Below are 18,220 nucleotides of genomic sequence, written 5' to 3' on the forward strand. Positions count from 1 at the left end.
TCTCGGTTGTGCCAAACGCCCCGTGACGTCAGGCATAACTTCTCTGGTCCGCCAAGGCGGGTCCATTGAAGTATTCTGTTTTAGGATCAAAGCCCTAGGGCTTATCTCCTCCCCTTATTTCATGACCTCGCCGACAATCCCGTGAAGGTCTTGTGCGATGTCGTCGATCTGGCCCATGGCATCGATGCCTTTCAGCACGCCCTGGGCTTGATAGTAGTCAATCAGCGGTGCGGTCTGCGCGTGATAGGCCGCCAGACGCGACGCGACCGTCTCGGCATTGTCGTCGGCGCGGCGTTTGAATTCTGTGTGTCCGCACTTGTCGCATTTGCCGTCTTCGACGGGCTGCTTGTACGTGTCGTGATAGCCCTCACCGCATCCAGCGCAGGTGTAGCGACCCGAAATCCGCGTCACCATCTCGGCGTCTTCAACTTCAAGGCTGATGGCCGCGTTGATCTTCTGATCTGAAGACGCGAGCAGACCATCAAGAGCCTCGGCCTGGACTGTGGTCCGGGGGAAACCATCTAGTATGACGCCCTTGGCGCAGTCCGGTTCTGCCATGCGGTCGCGCAGGATCGCGATGACGATGCCGTCGCTGACAAGATCGCCCGCCTCCATAACCGCTTTGGCAGCATTACCAGCCTCGGTACCTGCGGCGACCGCGTCACGCAGCAGATCACCGGTGCTGAGTTGTACAAGCCCGAACTTCTCTTCAAGCATACGAGCCTGCGTACCCTTCCCGGCGCCCGGAGGGCCGAGAAGGATCAGAACAGCGGGGGATATGGTCGTGGCAGCGTCCATCACATCCTCACTTGTTTGCCCGGTTTTCGATCAGGTCTTCGACCACTGACGGATCGGCCAGGGTCGACGTATCGCCAAGCGAACCAAAGTCGTTCTCGGCAATCTTGCGCAGAATTCGGCGCATGATCTTGCCCGAGCGAGTCTTGGGCAGGCCGGGGGCCCACTGGATCACATCAGGCGAGGCAATCGGGCCGATCTCGGTCCGGACCCAGGTGCGCAGCTCTTTCAGCAACTCATCCGACGGCTCGCGGTCATTCATCAAAGTGACATAGCAATAGATGCCTTGCCCTTTGATTTCATGGGGGTAACCAACCACAGCGGCCTCGGCGACGGCGGCATGGGCGACCAGCGCGCTTTCCACCTCGGCCGTGCCCATCCGGTGGCCGGAGACGTTGATTACATCATCGACGCGGCCAGTGATCCAGTAATCGCCATCCTCATCGCGACGGCAGCCATCGCCGGTGAAGTAGTAGCCTTTGTAGTCCGAGAAATAGGTCTTCTCGAACCGCTCATGATCGCCCCAAACAGTGCGCATTTGACCGGGCCAGCTGTCTTTGATGCACAGAACACCCTCAACGCCATTTCCCTCGATCTCAACACCGGATTGCGGGTCCAGAACCACCGGCTGGATGCCGAAGAACGGTTTCATCGCCGAGCCGGGCTTCATCGCATGCGCACCGGGCAGGGGGGTCATCAGGTGACCGCCGGTTTCGGTCTGCCACCAGGTGTCAACAATCGGGCATTTACCTTTGCCAACAACTTCATTGTACCAGTTCCAGGCTTCCGGGTTGATCGGCTCGCCGACTGTGCCCAGCGTCCGGAGATCGCTCAGGTCGCATTTCTCGACGAACTCGGTACCCTGACCCATCAGAGCGCGAATTGCCGTCGGAGCGGTGTAGAACTGGTTCACCTTGTGCTTTTCGCACACCTGCCAGAAGCGTGATGCATCCGGATAGGTCGGCACGCCTTCGAACATCAGTGTGGTCGCGCCGTTGGCCAGTGGACCGTAGACGATATAGCTGTGGCCGGTGACCCAGCCGACATCGGCGGTGCACCAGTAGACGTCGCCTTCATGGTAGTCGAATGTGATCTCATGCGTCATCGCGGCATAGACCAGATAACCGCCGGTCGTATGGACGACACCTTTGGGCTGACCGGTCGAACCGGAAGTATAGAGAATGAACAGCGGATCTTCGGCATTCATCTCGGCGGGTGCGCAATAGTCATCCGCTTCAAGCGCCATTTCGTTGTAATCATAGTCGCGGCCATCAATCCAAGTGGTCTGCCCACCGGTGCGTTTGACCACCAGACATTTCACGCTGTCTTTGCAGTGCAGCAGGGCCGCGTCTGCGTTGGACTTCAGCGGAGTCTTGCGGCCACCACGTGGTGCCTCATCGGCAGTGATGACGACCTTGGCATCACATCCGTTGACTCGGGCTGCCAACGCATCGGGTGAAAACCCAGCAAATACAATCGAATGGATTGCTCCGATCCGTGCACAAGCCAGCATCGCATAGGCTGCTTCTGGGATCATCGGCAGATAGATCACAACGCGGTCACCTTTGCGCACGCCCATCGATTCGAGAATATTGGCCATGCGACAGGTGCGACGGTGCAATTCGGCGTAGGTAATGTGCTGAGCTTCGTCGTTTGGATCATCCGGTTCCCAGATGATCGCGGTCTGATCGCCGCGCGTATTCAAATGACGGTCAAGACAGTTGGCCGAGACGTTTAGCGTGCCGTCCGCATACCAGTTGATACCAACCGAACCAAAATCATAGCTGACGTCTTTGACCTGAGTATAAGGCTTGATCCAGTCAACGCGCTTGCCTTGCTCATCCCAGAATGCTTCGGGGTTGTCGATCGACGCAGCGTACATATCTGCGTATTTGTCGGCGTCGACATGCGCACGGGCGACAGTTTCTGCGGATGGCGGATATGTCTTGGCATCTGCCTGGGCAGCGGTAGTCATCTTTGAGGCTCCTCCCTCTGGACTGGATTACATGGGACCGATTTTGCCAGCCGATCAGGCAATGTCGATCCGGTTCCTCCCCAAGTTGAATAATACGGGGATCAGAAAAGAAATAAATAAATTACCATAATCCTTGGATTTCTTTGTAAAGAAATTTCATTTCCGGCACTAATATTGTAAACAACTCTGAAATTATGCGTAAAATATAATTTAAAACAGTAAGATAGCTGTAATGACATCAGCGCTCATTGGCATGTGTCTGGGGCTTTGGCCGATAGCTTCACTTTAATCTCGAAGTCTGGTGGCGATAACACCACTTCTCCTCGCAGGGGTTGGCAGCTTCTAGACTTGGCGCTAGCTTCACAATCAAGCATCCCGATAGGGGGCGCAACTAAGGGAGATATCACTATGAAAAAGATGTTGAGCGGTGCGGCTTTTGCCGCCCTGAGCGTGGCGTTTGTCACCGAAGCAGCCGCGACCGAATGGAATGCCTCGGTCTGGGGTAAGCGCCGCGCATTTACCGAGCATGTTGAGAAACTGGCTGAACTGGTGAACGAAAAAACCGGCGGCGATTTCACCATCAATGTTAGCTATGGCGGATTGTCGAAGCCCAAGGAAAACCTGGATGGTATCGAGATTGGCGCGTTCGAGATGGCGCAGTTCTGTGCGGGCTATCACCGCGATAAGAACCGCGCGATCACCGTTTTGGAACTACCCTTCCTTGGCGTGAACACATTGGATGAAGAGGTGGCCGTCAGCCACGCAGTCTATGATCATCCAGCAGTCAAGGACGAGATGGCGCAGTGGAACGCGCGCATCATCATGACTTCACCGATGCCTCAATATAACCTTGTCGGCACCGGTGACCCTCGTGATGAGCTTGCCGAGTTCGACGGTATGCGCGTACGCGCAACTGGCGGTTTGGGGCAAGCATTTGAAGCAGTTGGTGGCGTACCTACGTCCGTGCCCGCGACCGAAGCCTATAATGCGATGGAATCTGGCGTGGTCGATACCGTGGCCTTCGCTCAGCATGCGCATTTGTCATTCGGGACGATCAACGAAGCTGACTGGTGGACGGCCAATCTGAATCCTGGAACGGTAAACTGTCCGGTGGTGGTGAATATCGACGCTTATGAAGCGCTGCCAGCCGAACATCGCGAAGCGCTGGACAGCTCGATTGATGAGGCTATCGATCACTATCTGGCCAACTACGGTGGACTGCTTGAAAAGTGGGATGGCGTGCTGGCAGAGAAAGGCGTTGAAAAGGTCGAGATTGACGATGCCGTGCTTGAGGAGTTTCGCGCCAAAGCCGCTGATCCGATTCGCGCGAAGTGGATCGAAGACATGACCGCCCAGGGTCTGCCTGCGCAGGATCTTTATGATCTTGTGCAATCGACACTGCGACAGCAGCGCGGCGGTAACTGATCGCCACAGCCGGGTGTCATTAGGCACCCGGCATCTCCTTCAATCAAAGGAATGCTGAGATGGCAGGACATGCCACGGTGCTTGAGGATGGCAGTCTTCTAAGCCGGTTGGATTACCGTTTGTTACGTCTAGAGCGTTTTATGGCGTTGATCAGCGGATTCGCGGTTTTCGGGCTGATGGTGCTGGCTGTTGTGTCAGTCAGCGGCCGAAACGCATTAAACGCGCCTTTGCCCGGATATGTTGACTGGATTGAACAGGCGATGCCCTTGATCGCGTTTCTGGGTATCTCGTTTGTGCAACGTGATGGCGGGCACATCCGAATGGATATCGTTATCTCGCGTCTGAAAGGGCGGGCGCTGTGGTTGTTCGAGCTGATCTCGGTTCTGTTGATACTGCTGCTGATGCTGGCGCTGGTTTGGGGTAGTTGGTCCCACTTTGACCGGTCCTTTGACTTCGGCGCTCCGATGTGGAGTCGCGACAGCTCGATTGATATCGGGATTCCTATTTGGCCAGCCAAGCTACTGGCACCCGTTGCTTTTTCGGTGCTGTGCGCCCGGCTAATCTTGCAGGTCTGGGGCTATGGACGCGCCTTCATACTGGGGCTCGAGACCCCGGTGGCCGTACCGCTGATACAGGATGCCGCCGCACAGGCTGCAGCCGAGGCCGAACAATTCGAAGGACGTAACTGACCCATGGACACGATTGATATCGGCCTTTGGGTCACTGCCGGACTGTTGGTTCTTGTAGTCACTGGCATGCGGGTGGCATTTGCTGCAGGTCTGGCAGGGTTGGTTGGCCTTGTTTGGATATTCTGGGCAAAGTTTGGGTATGATCCCGAGCGGTTTGGTAAGGCACTGACGGTGGCCGTCAAAACGGCTGGCCAGGTGCCACATTCCAAGGTGGCGTCTCATACGCTGAGCCTGATCCCAACATTCATCCTGATCGGCTATCTAGCCTACTACGCTGGCCTGACCCGCGCCTTGTTTGAGGCGGCAAAACGCTGGGTGGCATGGGTGCCTGGCGGGTTGGCCGTTTCAACGATTTTTGCGACCGCCGGTTTCGCCGCCGTATCAGGTGCATCGGTCGCTACATCAGCCGTCTTTGCGCGTATCGCCATCCCTGAAATGCTGGCTGTCGGGTATAACAAACGTTTCGCCGCCGGTGTGGTTGCCGCTGGCGGGACCTTGGCCTCGCTAATCCCCCCATCTGCGATCCTTGTGATTTACGCCATCATTGTCGAGCAGGATGTGGGAAAACTGCTGCTCGCAGGCTTCATCCCCGGCGCGTTTTCGGCGGTGATCTATGGCTTGCTGATCGTCGGTATCGCCGTGATCTTCAAGTCCGTCGGACCGCCGGTCACCGGGTTTACTTGGAAACAACGATTTGCTGCTCTTCCGGGCGCACTGCCCATTGTGGCGGTGATCCTCATCATAATCTGCTTTGTCTATAACCCTTTCGGCGACAAGGCTTGGGGCACTCCGACCGAGGGCGGGGCCATCGGGGCCTTCATCGTGTTCTGCTTTGCCTTGATCCACGGCATGCGCTGGCCTGAATTCAAATCGGCCTTGCTTGAAACCGCCAAACTGACCGCCATGATTTTCGCGATTATTTGGGGTGTTTTGATCTACGTGCGCTTTCTTGGTTTCGCAGATCTGCCGGGGGCGTTTTCCGACTGGATCACTTCGCTCGAAATGTCGCCTATGTTGATCCTCATTTGCATCCTGCTGGCCTATGCCGTGCTGGGCATGTTCATGGATGCGATCGGTATGCTGCTCTTGACACTTCCGGTTGTGTATCCCGCCGTAATGGCCCTGAACGGAGGCGAGGCCGTCAGCGCAGCAGACAGCGCCTTTGGTATGTCCGGGCCGATGTGTGCGATCTGGTTTGGAATCTTGGTGGTCAAAATGGCCGAGTTTTGCCTGATCACACCTCCTATTGGTCTAAACTGTTTTGTTGTCGCAGGCGTGAGGCCTGATCTTAGTGTTCAGGATGTCTTCAAAGGGGTAACGCCGTTCTTCATTGCCGATGCAATTACCATCGCACTGCTGGTGGCCTTTCCAGGGATTGTTCTATACCTGCCATCGCTTGCGGGATAAGAAAAAGCCCCGGCCAAAGGCCGGGGCACAGTTTTAGAAGTGCGGGTTCTTTATCCTGCCCGCATCAACATCCCGAACAGATCCCGCGGGTCGTCTGGGTCTGCGAGCATGTCCAATGGCTCATAGAAATCAGTGCCTTCAATCGCGCTTTTGATGTAACGTAGTGCCGAGAAGTCCTCGATTGCGAAGCCGACACTGTCGAACAACGTGATCTGTCGATCATCGGTGCGCCCTGTGGCTTGTCCGGTCATAACTTCCCACATCTCGGTGACAGGGTGATCATTCTCCAGAGCTTGAATTTCACCTTCGATCCGCGTTTGTTCGGGGTACTCTACAAAGATCTCCGACCGCAAAAGAATGTCGCGGTGCAGTTCGGTCTTGCCGGGGCAATCCCCTCCGATCGCGTTGATGTGGACGCCGGGGCCAACCATGTTGTCGGTCAGGATGGTCGCGTATTTCTTATCGGCAGTGCAGGTCGTTATGATCTGAGCGCCTTCGATCGCGTCCTCAGGTGTTTTACATGGCACGACGGTCAGCCCTTTGCCCTGCAGATTGGCTGCACATTTCGCCGTCGCGTTCGGGTCTGTGTCGTAGAGTCGGACCGTATCGATCCCGCACATGGCTTTGAAGGCCAGGCACTGGAACTCGGATTGCGCGCCGTTACCAATCATCGCCATCGTCGTCGCGGATTTGGGCGCGAGATATTTGCCGACCAGCGCAGAGGTTGCCGCTGTCCGCAAAGCAGTCAACATCGTCATTTCGGTCAACAATGTCGGGTAACCGGTATAGACATCAGCCAGCAGGCCAAACGCGGTCACGGTCTGCAGGCCCTCAGACGTATTTTTGGGATGCCCGTTGACGTATTTGAACCCGTATGCCTCACCATCCGAGGTTGGCATCAGTTCGATCACCCCATGTGGTGAGTGGGCAGGGATGCGGGGCGTTTTGTCAAAGCTCTCCCAGCGTTTAAAATCGGATTCGATCTGCGCGGCAATCTGCGTGATCATCTGTTCGACCCCGATGTGGTGGGCCAGACGCATCATGTTGTCGACGGACACAAATGGCACGAGGGCCTTATCAGAAGGTTGCATCAAAGACTCCTATCGGCGGGAAAGATGGATACCAGCGATCATACAACGTACGGATCCACCGGCTGTTTCAATTGTGGGAACCGAGAGCGGCAGCGGAGTTGCACTGGCTTCGATGATCGCGACTTGAGCAGGTGTAAGAGCCTGTAGCGCTCGGCTAGACAACGCCAGGACAAGACCATCATTGCCACTAAGCTCAATCGCGTTTCCTGCAAAATCTGCAATCTGCTCATGGGACAGATCGATGACAGTACGGCCAGATTCCTCAAGCCGTGCCCGAACTGTTGCCCGACGTTCTGGGTTGGAAATCATGTCCAAACAGATAAGGGCGTAGTGCGTGCCGATCCCCATCAGGACATTGGTGTGATAGACATCACGGCCTTCAGCGTCCTTTGCATCAAAGGCAATCGGCTCATAGTTGAAATGCGTACAGAAACGCTCCAACAACACCGGATCGGCGCGGTTGGATCGAACGGTGTAGGCAATACGGCCGACGTGATCCAGAACCATTGCCCCTGTTCCCTCAAGCGCGAGGTCGTCTTGTTCGAGGCCGGAATAATCGATGACGTCTTGCACTCGATATTCCCGCTTCAGCAACTCGATTACATCTGAGCGTCTTTCGCGTCGACGCGAAGGTACGAACATCGGATATACGGCGACATGACCGCCCGGATGGGTCGAAAACCAGTTGTTTGGGAACACGCTGTCGGGTGTGTCGCGCTCGCCTTCGTCGTCAAACACATGAACGGTCACACCAGCAGAGCGAAGCTGTTCTACTGCTTTGTCATGCTCATCCCGCGCGGCAGCAGACGTCGCCGCAGCAGATCGATTTGCCAGTGTTTGAAATGCATTGTCGTCGCGGGTTTCAGGATTCGACGCAAATGCGTGCGGGCGCACCATCACGACAGCAGAAGGAGATTGAAGAGAAATCATCAGAAGCTCCGGGTTGGGCGATCGAAGATGCGACGACCCATCAGCGAGGCTGCAAGATCGACCATCAGTTTTGCGGTTCGGCCGCGCTCATCCAGGAATGGGTTCAGTTCAACTAGATCCAGCGAACAAACGAGACCGCTTTCATGCAGCAATTCCATGACCAGATGGGCCTCACGTTCGGTGGCACCGCCGGGGACAGTGGTTCCAACCGCAGGCGCAATCGAGGGATCAAGGAAGTCCACATCCAGCGAGACATGCAGGATGCCGTTTGCTGCGCGTACTTTATCAAGGAAGGCCAATAGGGGTGCCTTGATCCCGTGCTCGTCGATGCTACGCATATCGGCCAGCATCGCGTGATCTTTTTCCAACGCCGCACGTTCGGCGGGATCGACCGAGCGCAGACCGATCATACCGACGCGATCCGTTGGGATCGGCGATATCAGCGGTGGAAAGGCGTCAAAGCCTGACTGGCCAGTGAAATAAGCGACCGGCGTTCCATGCAAATTACCGCTGGCCGTACTGCTGGGCGTATGGAAATCACTATGTGCATCTAACCAGAGCACAAATAGAGGGCGCCCGATACGGTCCGCATGTGCCGCCATTCCTGCCACTGTGCCCATCGACAGGGCGTGATCACCGCCCATGAAGATAGGAAGACCTTCAAGCGCGGCCTCTTGTGCCGTGCGGCTTAGCGCCTGTGTCCAGCCCACGCATTCCGGTAAAGAGAACAGATGGGTGTCTTCCGAAATGTCGACGGCATCTGGTCGCGTGTCACCGATGTCCGACACAGAATGCCCGAGATCTGACAGCGCTTGGGCGAGACCCGCGACCCGATAGGCATCTGGACCCATCCGACAGCCTTGGCGGTGTTTGCCGGCATCCATCGGCGCTCCGGCGAGTATGATGTTCATTTTGCTCATAAGTCTATCTATCGATACGATATGAGTTGAGAAAAGAGATCAAATTGGTCAAATTGAATTGGCTAATTCCGATTTGGTAATCACGCATGGACGAACTGGACAATCGCTTATTGAACGCACTGCACAGGGACGCTCGGGCATCGTTGTCGGAGCTGGCTGAACTGCTCGGAGTGACCCGAACAACCGTGCGCAGCCGACTAAAGCGGCTTCAGCAGTCTGGCGAAATCGTCGGCTTTACCGTTGTGACACGGCAGGGCGTATCGGAAAGCCCTGTTCGTGGATTGATGATGCTTGAGATCGCAGGCCGCGGGACCGAGCGGATCAGATCGCGGATCGCTGCGATGCGTCAGGTTCGGGCGGTGCACTCAACCAATGGAAGTTGGGATCTGATCGCAGAGATCGGAACCGATACACTGGATGAGCTTGATGAAGTCCTGTTCCAGATCCGTCGGATGGAGGGCGTTACACGATCTGAGACCAATCTGTTGCTCTCGACACGCAAGGGACGCTCGTGACGCGTTGGCCAAGGCCCTTTGCCGGATGGAAAATTCGTGCAAAGCTTTGAATTGACACTGATCTGAGGATCGCGGGGCAGGGGCGAACGGAATGACGACACAGCCGACAACGGAAGAGACACGCGCCGTACGTCTGGCCGAGTATGTGACAGGGCTGTTGGAAAAGCCGCTGGTCAAGATTGCGGTTCCGTTGCTGATTACAGGAATCGCGCTTGCGGTTCTGCATGACCTCTCTGCGCATGTGAAATGGTCAGATATCCAAAGCGATATCGCAGCGAAACCATGGAAATTCATGTTTTTTGCGATGTGCTGGACGGCTTTCAGTTTTCTGTCGCTTTCGTTCTACGATGTGCTTGCCGTGCAGAGCGTCGCCGATGGAAAAGTGCCTTTGCCCGTCGCAGGGATGGCCGGAGCAAGCGGCTATGCGGTATCGAACTGCCTGGGATTCTCCTATATCACCGGCACCGCGATCCGATACCGTATCTATGCGTCGCTGGGGCTTGATCTTGGCCGCGTGGCCGGGGTGATCGCGACCTCTTGGGTGGCGTTCTGGATGGGACTGATCCTGCTTTTGGGCCTGTTGCTTACAATACACCCGGATGGCATTTCCAAGGTCCTGCCGATCAGTGAAACGACGGAAACTGTGATCGGTCTGAGCATGTTGGCGGGGCTTGCGGTCTTGTTTGTCTGGCTTTCAAGCGGAGGGCGGCGATTGGCCTATGGCGGGTTTGGGTTCAACCTGCCGGGCGGCAAGCTGGCAAGTCTGCTGACAATCGCGGCGGTAGGCGATCTGTTCGGCGCTTCAATGGCGCTGTATGTGCTCATGCCGGACGATCTGGGGGTTGGCTACCCGTATTTCTTCGCGGTCTATATAGGCGCAATAGCGGTGGGTATCCTTAGCCATGCACCGGGTGGAATCGGTGTGTTCGAAGCCACTCTGATCGCTGGTCTAGGGGCGTCGGGCCGGTCTGATGTGATCGCTGCGCTTCTGCTCTACCGACTGGTCTATACGTTCCTTCCGTTTGCCATCGCCAGCCTGTCGATCGCGGTCGCGTCGGTGCTGACACAGCGCCATCGCATCGGGGGCGCGGTCACTTGGGTCTATCGCGCAATTCGCCCCATTGTCCCGATGGTGGCTGCCGGCGTCGCGGCTGTGGCAGGAGTTATCCTGTTGGTTTCAGGGGCTTTGCCTTCCAGTACGCAGAACCTTGGCGTACTGCGAGAGGTTTTGCCTTTGTCATTTGTCGAGGCATCTCATCTTGCAGGCAGCGCCGTGGGTGTCCTACTGCTACTTGTCTCACGTGGCCTATTCCGCAAGCTCTATCGGGCATGGGTTGTTGCCATGCTTTTGATGGTGGCAGGTTTCTTCGCCTCGCTCGCCAAAGGGCTTGATACGCATGAAGCCCTTTCATTGCTGTTCACGATTGGCCTTTTGGCGATGTTTCGGGGTGCGTTTTACCGGGTAAGCGGTGCATCTATCTTTCGGCTAAATATCCCTTGGCTGGTCAGCGTCGTCGCGTTGCTGGCGGTGATTTTCTGGATCGGATTGTTCGCTTATTCTCATGTCGAATATCAAAACGCGCTGTGGTGGGACTTTGCCTGGAGTGGAGACGCCTCGCGATTCCTGCGGTCCAGCCTCGTGGTGGCCGTGATCGTTGGCATCGTGGCGGTGAACTCGCTGTTCGGCCGTGAAATCCCCGCGCCGGTTAGGACTGAAATCCCCGAAGTTGTCGAACGGCTGGTGATGGAGTGCGAAGACACCGAATCTCAGATTTCACTGACGGGTGATAAGCAATTCCTGATCTCGCCTGACGAAACCGCATTCCTTGCCTATGCCGATACTGGCAATGCGCTGATCACCAAAGGAGAGCCTGTGGGTGATGAGCAAGCGGGGCAGCAACTGATCTGGCAATTGCGAGAAATGGCCGATCGCGAAGGCAAGCTTTGTGCGTTTTACAGTGTATCGACCAAATATCTGCCGACATTCCTGGACCTCGGCCTATCGATCCTGAAGATCGGAGAAGTGGCCCGCGTACCGCTGCAGAATTTTTCGCTGGACGGAAAATCGCGCAAACGGTTCCGGCAGGCGAAGAACAGGGCCGAGCGTGAGGGGTACAAGTTCGAAATTATCCCCAAAGAACAGCTTGCACCGGTGTTGCCCGAACTTCGTCAGATCTCGGACGATTGGTTGGCGCAAAAGGCAGGTGAGGAAAAGGGTTTTGCCTTGGGCGGCTTTGATGATGCCTACCTTTCTTATTTCGACCATGCGGTTCTGCGGGATGAGACGGGCAAGATCATGGCCTTTGCGAACCTGTTTCAAGGCGGAAACAAATCCGAACTGTCTCTGGATTTGATGCGTTATGAACCGGACAGCCCAAGCTTTGTCATGGATGCGCTGTTTGCTGAGATGATGGTCTGGGGGTCCGAGCAGGGATTCCACTGGTTCTCACTGGGCGCAGCGCCATTTTCAGGGATCGAAAACCGGCAGTTGGCCTCGCTTTGGAATCGGATCGGTGGGTTCGTTTATGAACATGGCGAACAATTCTACCACTTCGAAGGCCTGCGCGCCTTCAAGCAGAAATTCGATCCGGAATGGAGCCCCAACTATCTAGCCAGCCCCGGCGGGTTGGCCGCGCCACGTATCCTCTACGAAGTTAACATCCTGATCTCGGGTGGCCTGCGCGGGTTGACGAATTAGGCCTTAGTTCAAGCTGGCGCGTGTTGGCGTTTTCTCCAACAGATCACCCCAATCGGTGCGATAGGCCATCTCGGCCAGCACCGTCTCGGGTAGGAATTCCTGATTCTGCCGAATCTGCCAACCACCACCCAGACCTTTGTAGATCGCGACCAGATTCGAAGAGACCTCCTGCCGGGCCTCGATCAGGTTCGCCTGCGATCGTAATAGCGCGGTCTGCGTGTTCAGGATACGCGAATAGCTGGCGATGCCGTCTCGGTACTGATCGACCGCGATTTCAGCCGCCTTGCGCGAAGCTTCGACGCTGCGCTGATAAAAGGTGACCTGTTTGCGCGCCTGCGCGTAAGCAACCATCGCGCTTTCGACCTCGGAATACGCGGTCAGAACGGTATTCTGATAGTTGGCGATCAACGCTTGATAGGCGGCATCCTGCGCGCGGACATTGTTCTTGATGCGGCCGTAATTCAGGACGTTCCAGACAACGCCTGCGCTAGCCAATCCTGTGGCGCTGTTGGTGCTGAACAGATCGCGCCCACCCGAGGCCTGCAATCCGATCGATCCGGACAGGATGAATTGTGGATAGAGATCAGCCAGCGCGATCCCCACCTGCGCCGATTGGGTGGCTGCCGCCAATTCGGCGGCGCGGACGTCAGGCCGTCGCCGCAGCAATTCGGCGGGCACACCAACGGCCACGTTGCTGCGCCCTGTTGGAATGCGACCCGAGTTTCCGATCAAGCCCGCCATCTGAGACGGCGTTTTTCCTAACAGAACCGCCAGTGCGTTCTTGGCTTGTTGGATATCGCTTTCCAACTCGGGCACGAGTGCCTTGGTGTTGTTGAGCAGGGCAGTCGATTCCTGCACATCCAACTCGGTTGTAACGCCGTTGTTAAAGCGCAGCTGAGTGAGGTCTGCCGATGCCTGCTGAATCGTGATGTTTTCCCGCGCGATGCGCAGAGCCTCTTGCAACGAACGGATGTTGATATAAAGCGCCGCTACGTCCCCGGTCAGCGTGACCAGTGCGTCGTCATAATTAGCAACCTGCAGTGCCAGGTTCGATCGCGCGGCCTGTACGCCGCGACGTTGCTGGCCCCATACGTCCAGTTCCCATTGCGCATCAAACCCAACCTGCGAGGTCGAGAATTCGGTGTCCAAAGGGATGATCCGCCGGATATCCGAAATCGGCCCAAGATTGTCGCTGATCTGTCGGCGTTGGAGCGAACCGCCCACGGCCTGCGATTGCGGGTAGAGCTCTCCGAATGCGATACCAAGCTGCGCGCGGGCCTGAAGTACGCGGGCACCTGCGACCTGTAAGGTCAGGTTCTGCGCATAGGCTTCGGCGATCAGCTTGTTCAGCGTCGGATCATTGAATGTCTCCCACCAGCGCACAACCGGAGCGCTGCGTGAGGTCAGGCCGCTCTGGCCCGCGCTGGGGTTGTTGACCTCCATCCATTGCTTCACGACCGGAGAGTTTGGGCGCACGAAATCAGGCCCCACCGGTGTACAGGCGGTGAGGGTGGCAGCGCAAAGGGCAGTGCCTAACAACCGGCGGAGTGTCATCGTACGCATCCTCAGATATCCAGTGGCCGGATGAAGTTGGCGAAGGAATAGAGGCGAATGTTGATGCGCCTCAGAAATTCAAAGCTTTTTCCCATGCCGGTGTAAATCGCCACCGCAGCGTGGCCACCTGCAGGAAAAGTATGCCCCTCAGGCACATCGACCGAGATCTGAACAGCGATCCGACCGGGCAGTTTTGGCAGCTCAAAGCCGGGCAGGCGGCCTGAGGGCAAGTATTGGCCCTGACGTGTAGCCCACCAGACCGCCTCAACCTTGCCGGTCAGAATTTCTCCGGGATAGAGGTCCAGAGCAACTTCGACTGGTTGGCCGACCTCGACAAATTTCAGGTTCTGCTGGCGGAAGGTGGCTAGAATATAGGGGTCTTCTTCGGTGACAAAGCTGGCAATGGCACCCAGACGAATTTCCCCCACAACCATCCCCGGGCGGGCCTGTTGCGAAACGATCATGCCATTTTCGGGGGCATAGATCGTTGTGTTGTCGAGAAAATACTCGGCCTCGGCCAGCTGCGCCTCAGCCTCAATAATGCCCGTATTCACGCCGTCGATCTGTGAATCCAGCGCAAGGTTGGCCTTTTCCAAATTGGCCTGAGCTTCCTTAATCTTCGCCTGATCTTCCGCGACCTGTTCGTTCCAGCGGTCTAGTTCATCCTGGCGGGCGCCCCCGGCGGGAACGAGGTTCTCGTATCGCGCTTGTTCGGTCAGCGCATAGGCCAGCTGCGCGTTCGCGCGTTCGACTGCTTCTCCCGCCGCGATAACGTCCTGTTCAAGGATCTTTGCGTTTTGCTGCGCCGCCACCAGCTGTGCATTCGCCTTGTCCACGGCCAGCGAAAACACCGTGTCGTCGAACTTATACAGCGGATCGCCCTTAGTGACCCAGGTGTTGGGCTCGACCAAAACCTCGGACAGGATTGTGGGCTGAGTCAGACGCGGGACGATCTGGATGGTGGAGCGCACGACGTGGCTGTCGACGGAAAAGGGCTGAAAGAAGCGCAGCGCGACCAAAAAGATCAGCAGCAGATGAGCGCCGATCCAGAATGAGACGATCCCCCACATGATGTTGAATTTCAGCCATTGCACCTTGAAGAAGATGAACCAGACAAAAATAATGTAGAAAAGCGTGATGCCTAGGGCGACGAACATGAGTGCTGAATTCCTTTGGCCTTAGGCTTGCTTTGTTTCGTCGGTATCAAGTGGGTCCTGGTATTCCGGTTTGACGGTGCCTCCCAGACGCTTGATTTCATCCCTTATGGCCTTGCGTTCTTCATCAGGGCCGCGGCGCATGTCGACGGTGACGCCGTCGTGAAACGCCCAGATAAAGGCATGCACCCAAGGGACAATCGCCAAAAATCCCATCCATCCCATGATCTTGACCGCTTCGGCATGGGGGTGATTGCGTTTGATCGCGATACGTCCGGGCAGACCCATTATGAATAGAAACAACGCCATCACCGCTGCCAGCAGCAAGATAAGTGCAACAAATGTCAGATAGTCATAGTAGCCCAGCGGCTGCCCCAAAAGTCCCATGCTCGCGCCTCCTGTTGTTGGAAACTGTTCCATCCTCGGGCGCTGTTGTCCAGCTAATCAATCACTTTCTGGCTGATCGGAAGGATGCATCAGCATTCAATAATTTTGGTGTTCCAGTCTATGCACTTCTGATGGAGGTCGCCGGGCAGCGGTAGATCAGTATAAACCATATCAACATCGGATAATGAGGCGATGCGTGCGGGCGCGGTGCGCTGAAACTTTGAAGCATCCGCAACTAGGCTGATCTGCCGGGCTTGTTCAATGATAGTTTGACTGACCAGTACTTCTTGGAGATCGAAATCCATTAGATCCCCATCCGCATCCAATGCGGAACAGCCGATAATCGCGTGATCGAATTTGAACTGGCGGATGGTCGAGACCGCAAGATTCCCGACCAACCCACTATCTGATCTGCGCAGCACACCGCCTGCAACGACGATCTGGCAATCGGGGTTATCGGCCAGTATATTGGCAACGTTCATATTGTTGGTCACGACCATTAGGTTTTTGTGTTTCAGCAATTGGCGGGCAACGGCCTCAGTCGAGGTGCCTATGTTCATAAAGATCGAGCTGCCCTCGGGGATGTCGGCCGCGCAGCGTTCAGCGATGCGTGTCTTGGCTTCATGGTTCAGGGCGCGCCGGTCTTCGTATCCAATATTAGACACGCCAGAACGCAGAACGGCACCCCCGTGAACCCGATCCAACTTACCAGCTTCTGACAGTTCAGTCAGGTCACGGCGAATGGTCTGGACCGTCACGTGAAAACGCTCGGCCAGCCCTTCGACAGTAACGCGGCCCTCTTGCTCGGCGACTAAAAGAATGTCCGATTGGCGAAATGATAGTGACATGGGCGGTCCTGAGTTCCGGAGTTTTCGTTTTTGTTCTAATTTTGCGGTTAAGCAAGGGAATTCGTTAGTTGCATTTATTAATATTCGTTGTTTCAGCTAAAACGAACATTATCGAAAAATAAAGTTGACGATACGAACCATCATGCTGCTAATGCGCTTGAAACTGCCACGTTGGGGAATCAATTGGATATGTCATCGGACAGCAGCCAAGTTACCGATCTTTTTGTGATCGGCGGGGGTATAAATGGGTGCGGTATCGCACGTGATGCGGCAGGTCGGGGCCTATCGGTCACCTTGGCTGAAATGAACGATCTGGCCTCGGCGACGTCGTCAGCCTCGACCAAACTGTTTCATGGCGGGCTACGGTACCTGGAATTTTTTGAATTTCGTTTGGTGCGTGAAGCGCTGGTCGAACGCGAGACCTTACTGCGCGCGATACCCCATATCAGCTGGCCCATGCGTTTCGTTCTGCCTTATCACGCTGATATGCGTTTTGACTCTGAAACACCGACCTCACGGTTGCTTAGTACTGTGATGCCTTGGATGCGCGGGCGGCGTCCGGCCTGGCTGATCCGGCTTGGCCTGTTTCTGTACGACAATCTGGGCGGTCGTAAAATCCTGCCGGGCACACGTTCGCTGAACCTGCGCGCGGCACCCGAGGGGGCTCCGCTGCAAGACAAATTTGAAACCGCCTATGAATACTCGGACTGCTGGGTCGAGGATTCGCGGCTGGTGGTCCTGAACGCCCGCGATGCCGAGGCACGCGGGGCCAAGATCATGGTCAGGACCGAGGTTCTTTCGGCTGAGCGGATCGATCAAGTGTGGCAAGTCACGATCCGGGATCGGGATAGCGGCAAGACCGAAACCGTCCTTGCGAAGATGTTGATCAATGCGGGCGGACCTTGGGTAGGTGACATCATCCAGACCAAGATCCGGGTCAATTCCCGAGAAGGCGTCCGTCTGGTGCGTGGCAGTCATATCGTGACACCCAAGCTGTTTGACCATGACAAGTGCTATTTCTTTCAGGGCGAAGACGGGCGCATCATCTTTGCGATCCCGTACGAGCAGGATTTTACCTTGATCGGAACCACGGATCAGGATCATTCTGACCCCTCCGAGCCTCCGGTTTGTACCGAGGCCGAGCAGGAGTATCTGTGCGCTTTCGCATCGAATTACTTCGCGAAGCCCGTTACCCGTGAAGATATTGTCTGGACCTATTCAGGCGTCCGTCCGCTATATGATGACGGCGCAAGCAGTGCCACGGCGGCTACCCGCGATTACACGCTGAAAGTTGATGCCGAGAGCGGGGCTCCGGTGTTGAATGTCTTTGGTGGTAAAATCACCACCTACAGACGCCTCGCGGAAAGCGCGCTGGAGAAGATTGGAGAGCATTTCCCGGATATTGGCGGACCATGGACCGCAGGCGTCCCATTACCCGGCGGGGATTTTCCGGTCGACGGCGTGCAGGATTTGATCGGAAAACTGATAGCGGAGTACCCGTTCCTGACCGATTTTTGGGCCCGTCGATTGATCCGGGCCTATGGCACCGAGACCTGGGACCTTCTGGGTCCGGCAAAGGATCAGAGCGATCTGGGTGACGATTTTGGCGCGACGTTGACCGAGGCGGAACTGGTTTGGCTGATGGACAAGGAATACGCGCGCACCGCTCAGGATGTCGTGTGGCGGCGCAATAAGCTGGGTCTAAGGCTCAGCCTCGAGCAGATCGGCCGGATAGACGACTGGATGGCCAAACGGTTAACTGACTAGCGCGCGGATCGGTTGATCCGTGCAAAAAAAAGAAACGCCCCGCAGATGTGCGGGGCGTATTTCGA

Annotated in this window: 15 protein-coding genes; 6 read left to right on the top strand and 9 right to left on the bottom strand. The window is 56.2% G+C overall.

The features are described 5' to 3' along the window. Nucleotides 1-114 precede the first annotated feature (114 nt). Together ACR0AY_RS01100 and acs are read right to left on the bottom strand one after the other, a co-directional pair. On the bottom strand, nt 115-798 hold the full coding sequence (locus ACR0AY_RS01100; RefSeq protein WP_170510418.1) for an adenylate kinase: 684 nt from the start codon (nt 796-798) through the stop codon (nt 115-117). A 7-nt stretch (nt 799-805) separates the two neighbouring features. Next, on the bottom strand, nt 806-2,770 hold the full coding sequence (acs, locus tag ACR0AY_RS01105) for an acetate--CoA ligase (protein ID WP_170510415.1): 1,965 nt from the start codon (nt 2,768-2,770) through the stop codon (nt 806-808). Nucleotides 2,771-3,178: 408 nt separating this feature from the next. Here acs and ACR0AY_RS01110 point away from each other — a divergent pair, with 408 nt between their 5' ends. The 3 genes from ACR0AY_RS01110 to ACR0AY_RS01120 are packed head-to-tail and all read left to right on the top strand — an operon-like array spanning nt 3,179 to nt 6,291. Then, entirely contained in the window at nt 3,179-4,195 is a 1,017-nt protein-coding gene (locus ACR0AY_RS01110) for a C4-dicarboxylate TRAP transporter substrate-binding protein (RefSeq protein WP_170510413.1), read from the top strand. A gap of 59 nt (nt 4,196-4,254) precedes the next feature. After that, on the top strand, nt 4,255-4,884 hold the full coding sequence (locus ACR0AY_RS01115; RefSeq protein WP_170510410.1) for a TRAP transporter small permease: 630 nt from the start codon (nt 4,255-4,257) through the stop codon (nt 4,882-4,884). A 3-nt stretch (nt 4,885-4,887) separates the two neighbouring features. Next, a complete protein-coding gene (locus tag ACR0AY_RS01120; RefSeq protein ID WP_170510407.1) occupies nt 4,888-6,291 on the top strand; it encodes a TRAP transporter large permease in 1,404 nt (467 codons plus the stop codon). A 50-nt stretch (nt 6,292-6,341) separates the two neighbouring features. Here the strand turns inward: ACR0AY_RS01120 and ACR0AY_RS01125 are convergent, their stop codons facing one another. From ACR0AY_RS01125 to rocF, 3 genes are read right to left on the bottom strand one after another with little or no spacing between them, the layout of a single operon-like run. After that, complete coding sequence (locus ACR0AY_RS01125) at nt 6,342-7,385, bottom strand: ornithine cyclodeaminase (RefSeq protein ID WP_170510404.1); 1,044 nt, start codon at nt 7,383-7,385, stop codon at nt 6,342-6,344. Nucleotides 7,386-7,391: 6 nt separating this feature from the next. After that, nucleotides 7,392-8,312, bottom strand: coding sequence for a citrulline utilization hydrolase CtlX (gene ctlX / locus ACR0AY_RS01130; RefSeq protein WP_170510401.1), 921 nt, complete (start codon nt 8,310-8,312; stop codon nt 7,392-7,394). Beyond that, complete coding sequence (gene rocF, locus ACR0AY_RS01135) at nt 8,312-9,232, bottom strand: arginase (RefSeq protein WP_170510398.1); 921 nt, start codon at nt 9,230-9,232, stop codon at nt 8,312-8,314. Before rocF ends, ctlX begins: the two co-directional genes overlap by 1 nt. A gap of 86 nt (nt 9,233-9,318) precedes the next feature. Between rocF and ACR0AY_RS01140 the strand changes: the two genes are divergently transcribed. Next, nucleotides 9,319-9,747: an Lrp/AsnC family transcriptional regulator gene (locus tag ACR0AY_RS01140; protein WP_170393340.1), complete on the top strand. Its 429-nt coding sequence runs from the start codon at nt 9,319-9,321 to the stop codon at nt 9,745-9,747. A gap of 91 nt (nt 9,748-9,838) precedes the next feature. Then, nucleotides 9,839-12,445 carry a bifunctional lysylphosphatidylglycerol flippase/synthetase MprF gene (mprF, locus tag ACR0AY_RS01145; protein ID WP_170510395.1) on the top strand — a complete coding sequence of 869 codons (2,607 nt, stop codon included), beginning with the start codon at nt 9,839-9,841 and terminating at the stop codon, nt 12,443-12,445. A 3-nt stretch (nt 12,446-12,448) separates the two neighbouring features. Here mprF and ACR0AY_RS01150 read toward each other — a convergent pair whose 3' ends face one another. The 4 genes from ACR0AY_RS01150 to ACR0AY_RS01165 form a co-directional block, all read right to left on the bottom strand. Continuing rightward, nucleotides 12,449-13,999, bottom strand: a complete 1,551-nt coding sequence (locus tag ACR0AY_RS01150; protein ID WP_480453632.1) for an efflux transporter outer membrane subunit — start codon at nt 13,997-13,999, stop codon at nt 12,449-12,451. An 11-nt stretch (nt 14,000-14,010) separates the two neighbouring features. Continuing rightward, nucleotides 14,011-15,156, bottom strand: coding sequence for an HlyD family secretion protein (locus tag ACR0AY_RS01155; protein ID WP_170510390.1), 1,146 nt, complete (start codon nt 15,154-15,156; stop codon nt 14,011-14,013). A gap of 21 nt (nt 15,157-15,177) precedes the next feature. Beyond that, entirely contained in the window at nt 15,178-15,540 is a 363-nt protein-coding gene (locus tag ACR0AY_RS01160; protein WP_170393336.1) for a DUF3302 domain-containing protein, read from the bottom strand. Between the two features lie 89 nt (nt 15,541-15,629). After that, nucleotides 15,630-16,388, bottom strand: a complete 759-nt coding sequence (locus ACR0AY_RS01165; protein WP_170510387.1) for a DeoR/GlpR family DNA-binding transcription regulator — start codon at nt 16,386-16,388, stop codon at nt 15,630-15,632. A 189-nt stretch (nt 16,389-16,577) separates the two neighbouring features. Between ACR0AY_RS01165 and glpD the strand changes: the two genes are divergently transcribed. Beyond that, nucleotides 16,578-18,155 (top strand): glycerol-3-phosphate dehydrogenase, encoded by a 1,578-nt coding sequence (glpD, locus tag ACR0AY_RS01170; RefSeq protein ID WP_170510809.1) that lies wholly within the window; start codon nt 16,578-16,580, stop codon nt 18,153-18,155. Nucleotides 18,156-18,220: the final 65 nt, after the last annotated feature.

Source organism: Ruegeria sp. A5 (assembly GCF_056543005.1).

Bases quoted from the DNA above. Each gene is read 5' to 3' on its own strand.
- ACR0AY_RS01100 (WP_170510418.1), bottom strand. From the start codon at position 798: ATGGACGCTGCCACGACCATATCCCCCGCTGTTCTGATCCTTCTCGGC.
- acs (WP_170510415.1), bottom strand. From the start codon at position 2,770: ATGACTACCGCTGCCCAGGCAGATGCCAAGACATATCCGCCATCCGCA.
- ACR0AY_RS01110 (WP_170510413.1), top strand. From the start codon at position 3,179: ATGAAAAAGATGTTGAGCGGTGCGGCTTTTGCCGCCCTGAGCGTGGCG.
- ACR0AY_RS01115 (WP_170510410.1), top strand. From the start codon at position 4,255: ATGGCAGGACATGCCACGGTGCTTGAGGATGGCAGTCTTCTAAGCCGG.
- ACR0AY_RS01120 (WP_170510407.1), top strand. From the start codon at position 4,888: ATGGACACGATTGATATCGGCCTTTGGGTCACTGCCGGACTGTTGGTT.
- ctlX (WP_170510401.1), bottom strand. From the start codon at position 8,312: ATGATTTCTCTTCAATCTCCTTCTGCTGTCGTGATGGTGCGCCCGCAC.
- rocF (WP_170510398.1), bottom strand. From the start codon at position 9,232: ATGAGCAAAATGAACATCATACTCGCCGGAGCGCCGATGGATGCCGGC.
- ACR0AY_RS01140 (WP_170393340.1), top strand. From the start codon at position 9,319: ATGGACGAACTGGACAATCGCTTATTGAACGCACTGCACAGGGACGCT.
- mprF (WP_170510395.1), top strand. From the start codon at position 9,839: ATGACGACACAGCCGACAACGGAAGAGACACGCGCCGTACGTCTGGCC.
- ACR0AY_RS01150 (WP_480453632.1), bottom strand. From the start codon at position 13,999: ATGACACTCCGCCGGTTGTTAGGCACTGCCCTTTGCGCTGCCACCCTC.
- ACR0AY_RS01155 (WP_170510390.1), bottom strand. From the start codon at position 15,156: ATGTTCGTCGCCCTAGGCATCACGCTTTTCTACATTATTTTTGTCTGG.
- ACR0AY_RS01160 (WP_170393336.1), bottom strand. From the start codon at position 15,540: ATGGGACTTTTGGGGCAGCCGCTGGGCTACTATGACTATCTGACATTT.
- ACR0AY_RS01165 (WP_170510387.1), bottom strand. From the start codon at position 16,388: ATGTCACTATCATTTCGCCAATCGGACATTCTTTTAGTCGCCGAGCAA.
- glpD (WP_170510809.1), top strand. From the start codon at position 16,578: ATGTCATCGGACAGCAGCCAAGTTACCGATCTTTTTGTGATCGGCGGG.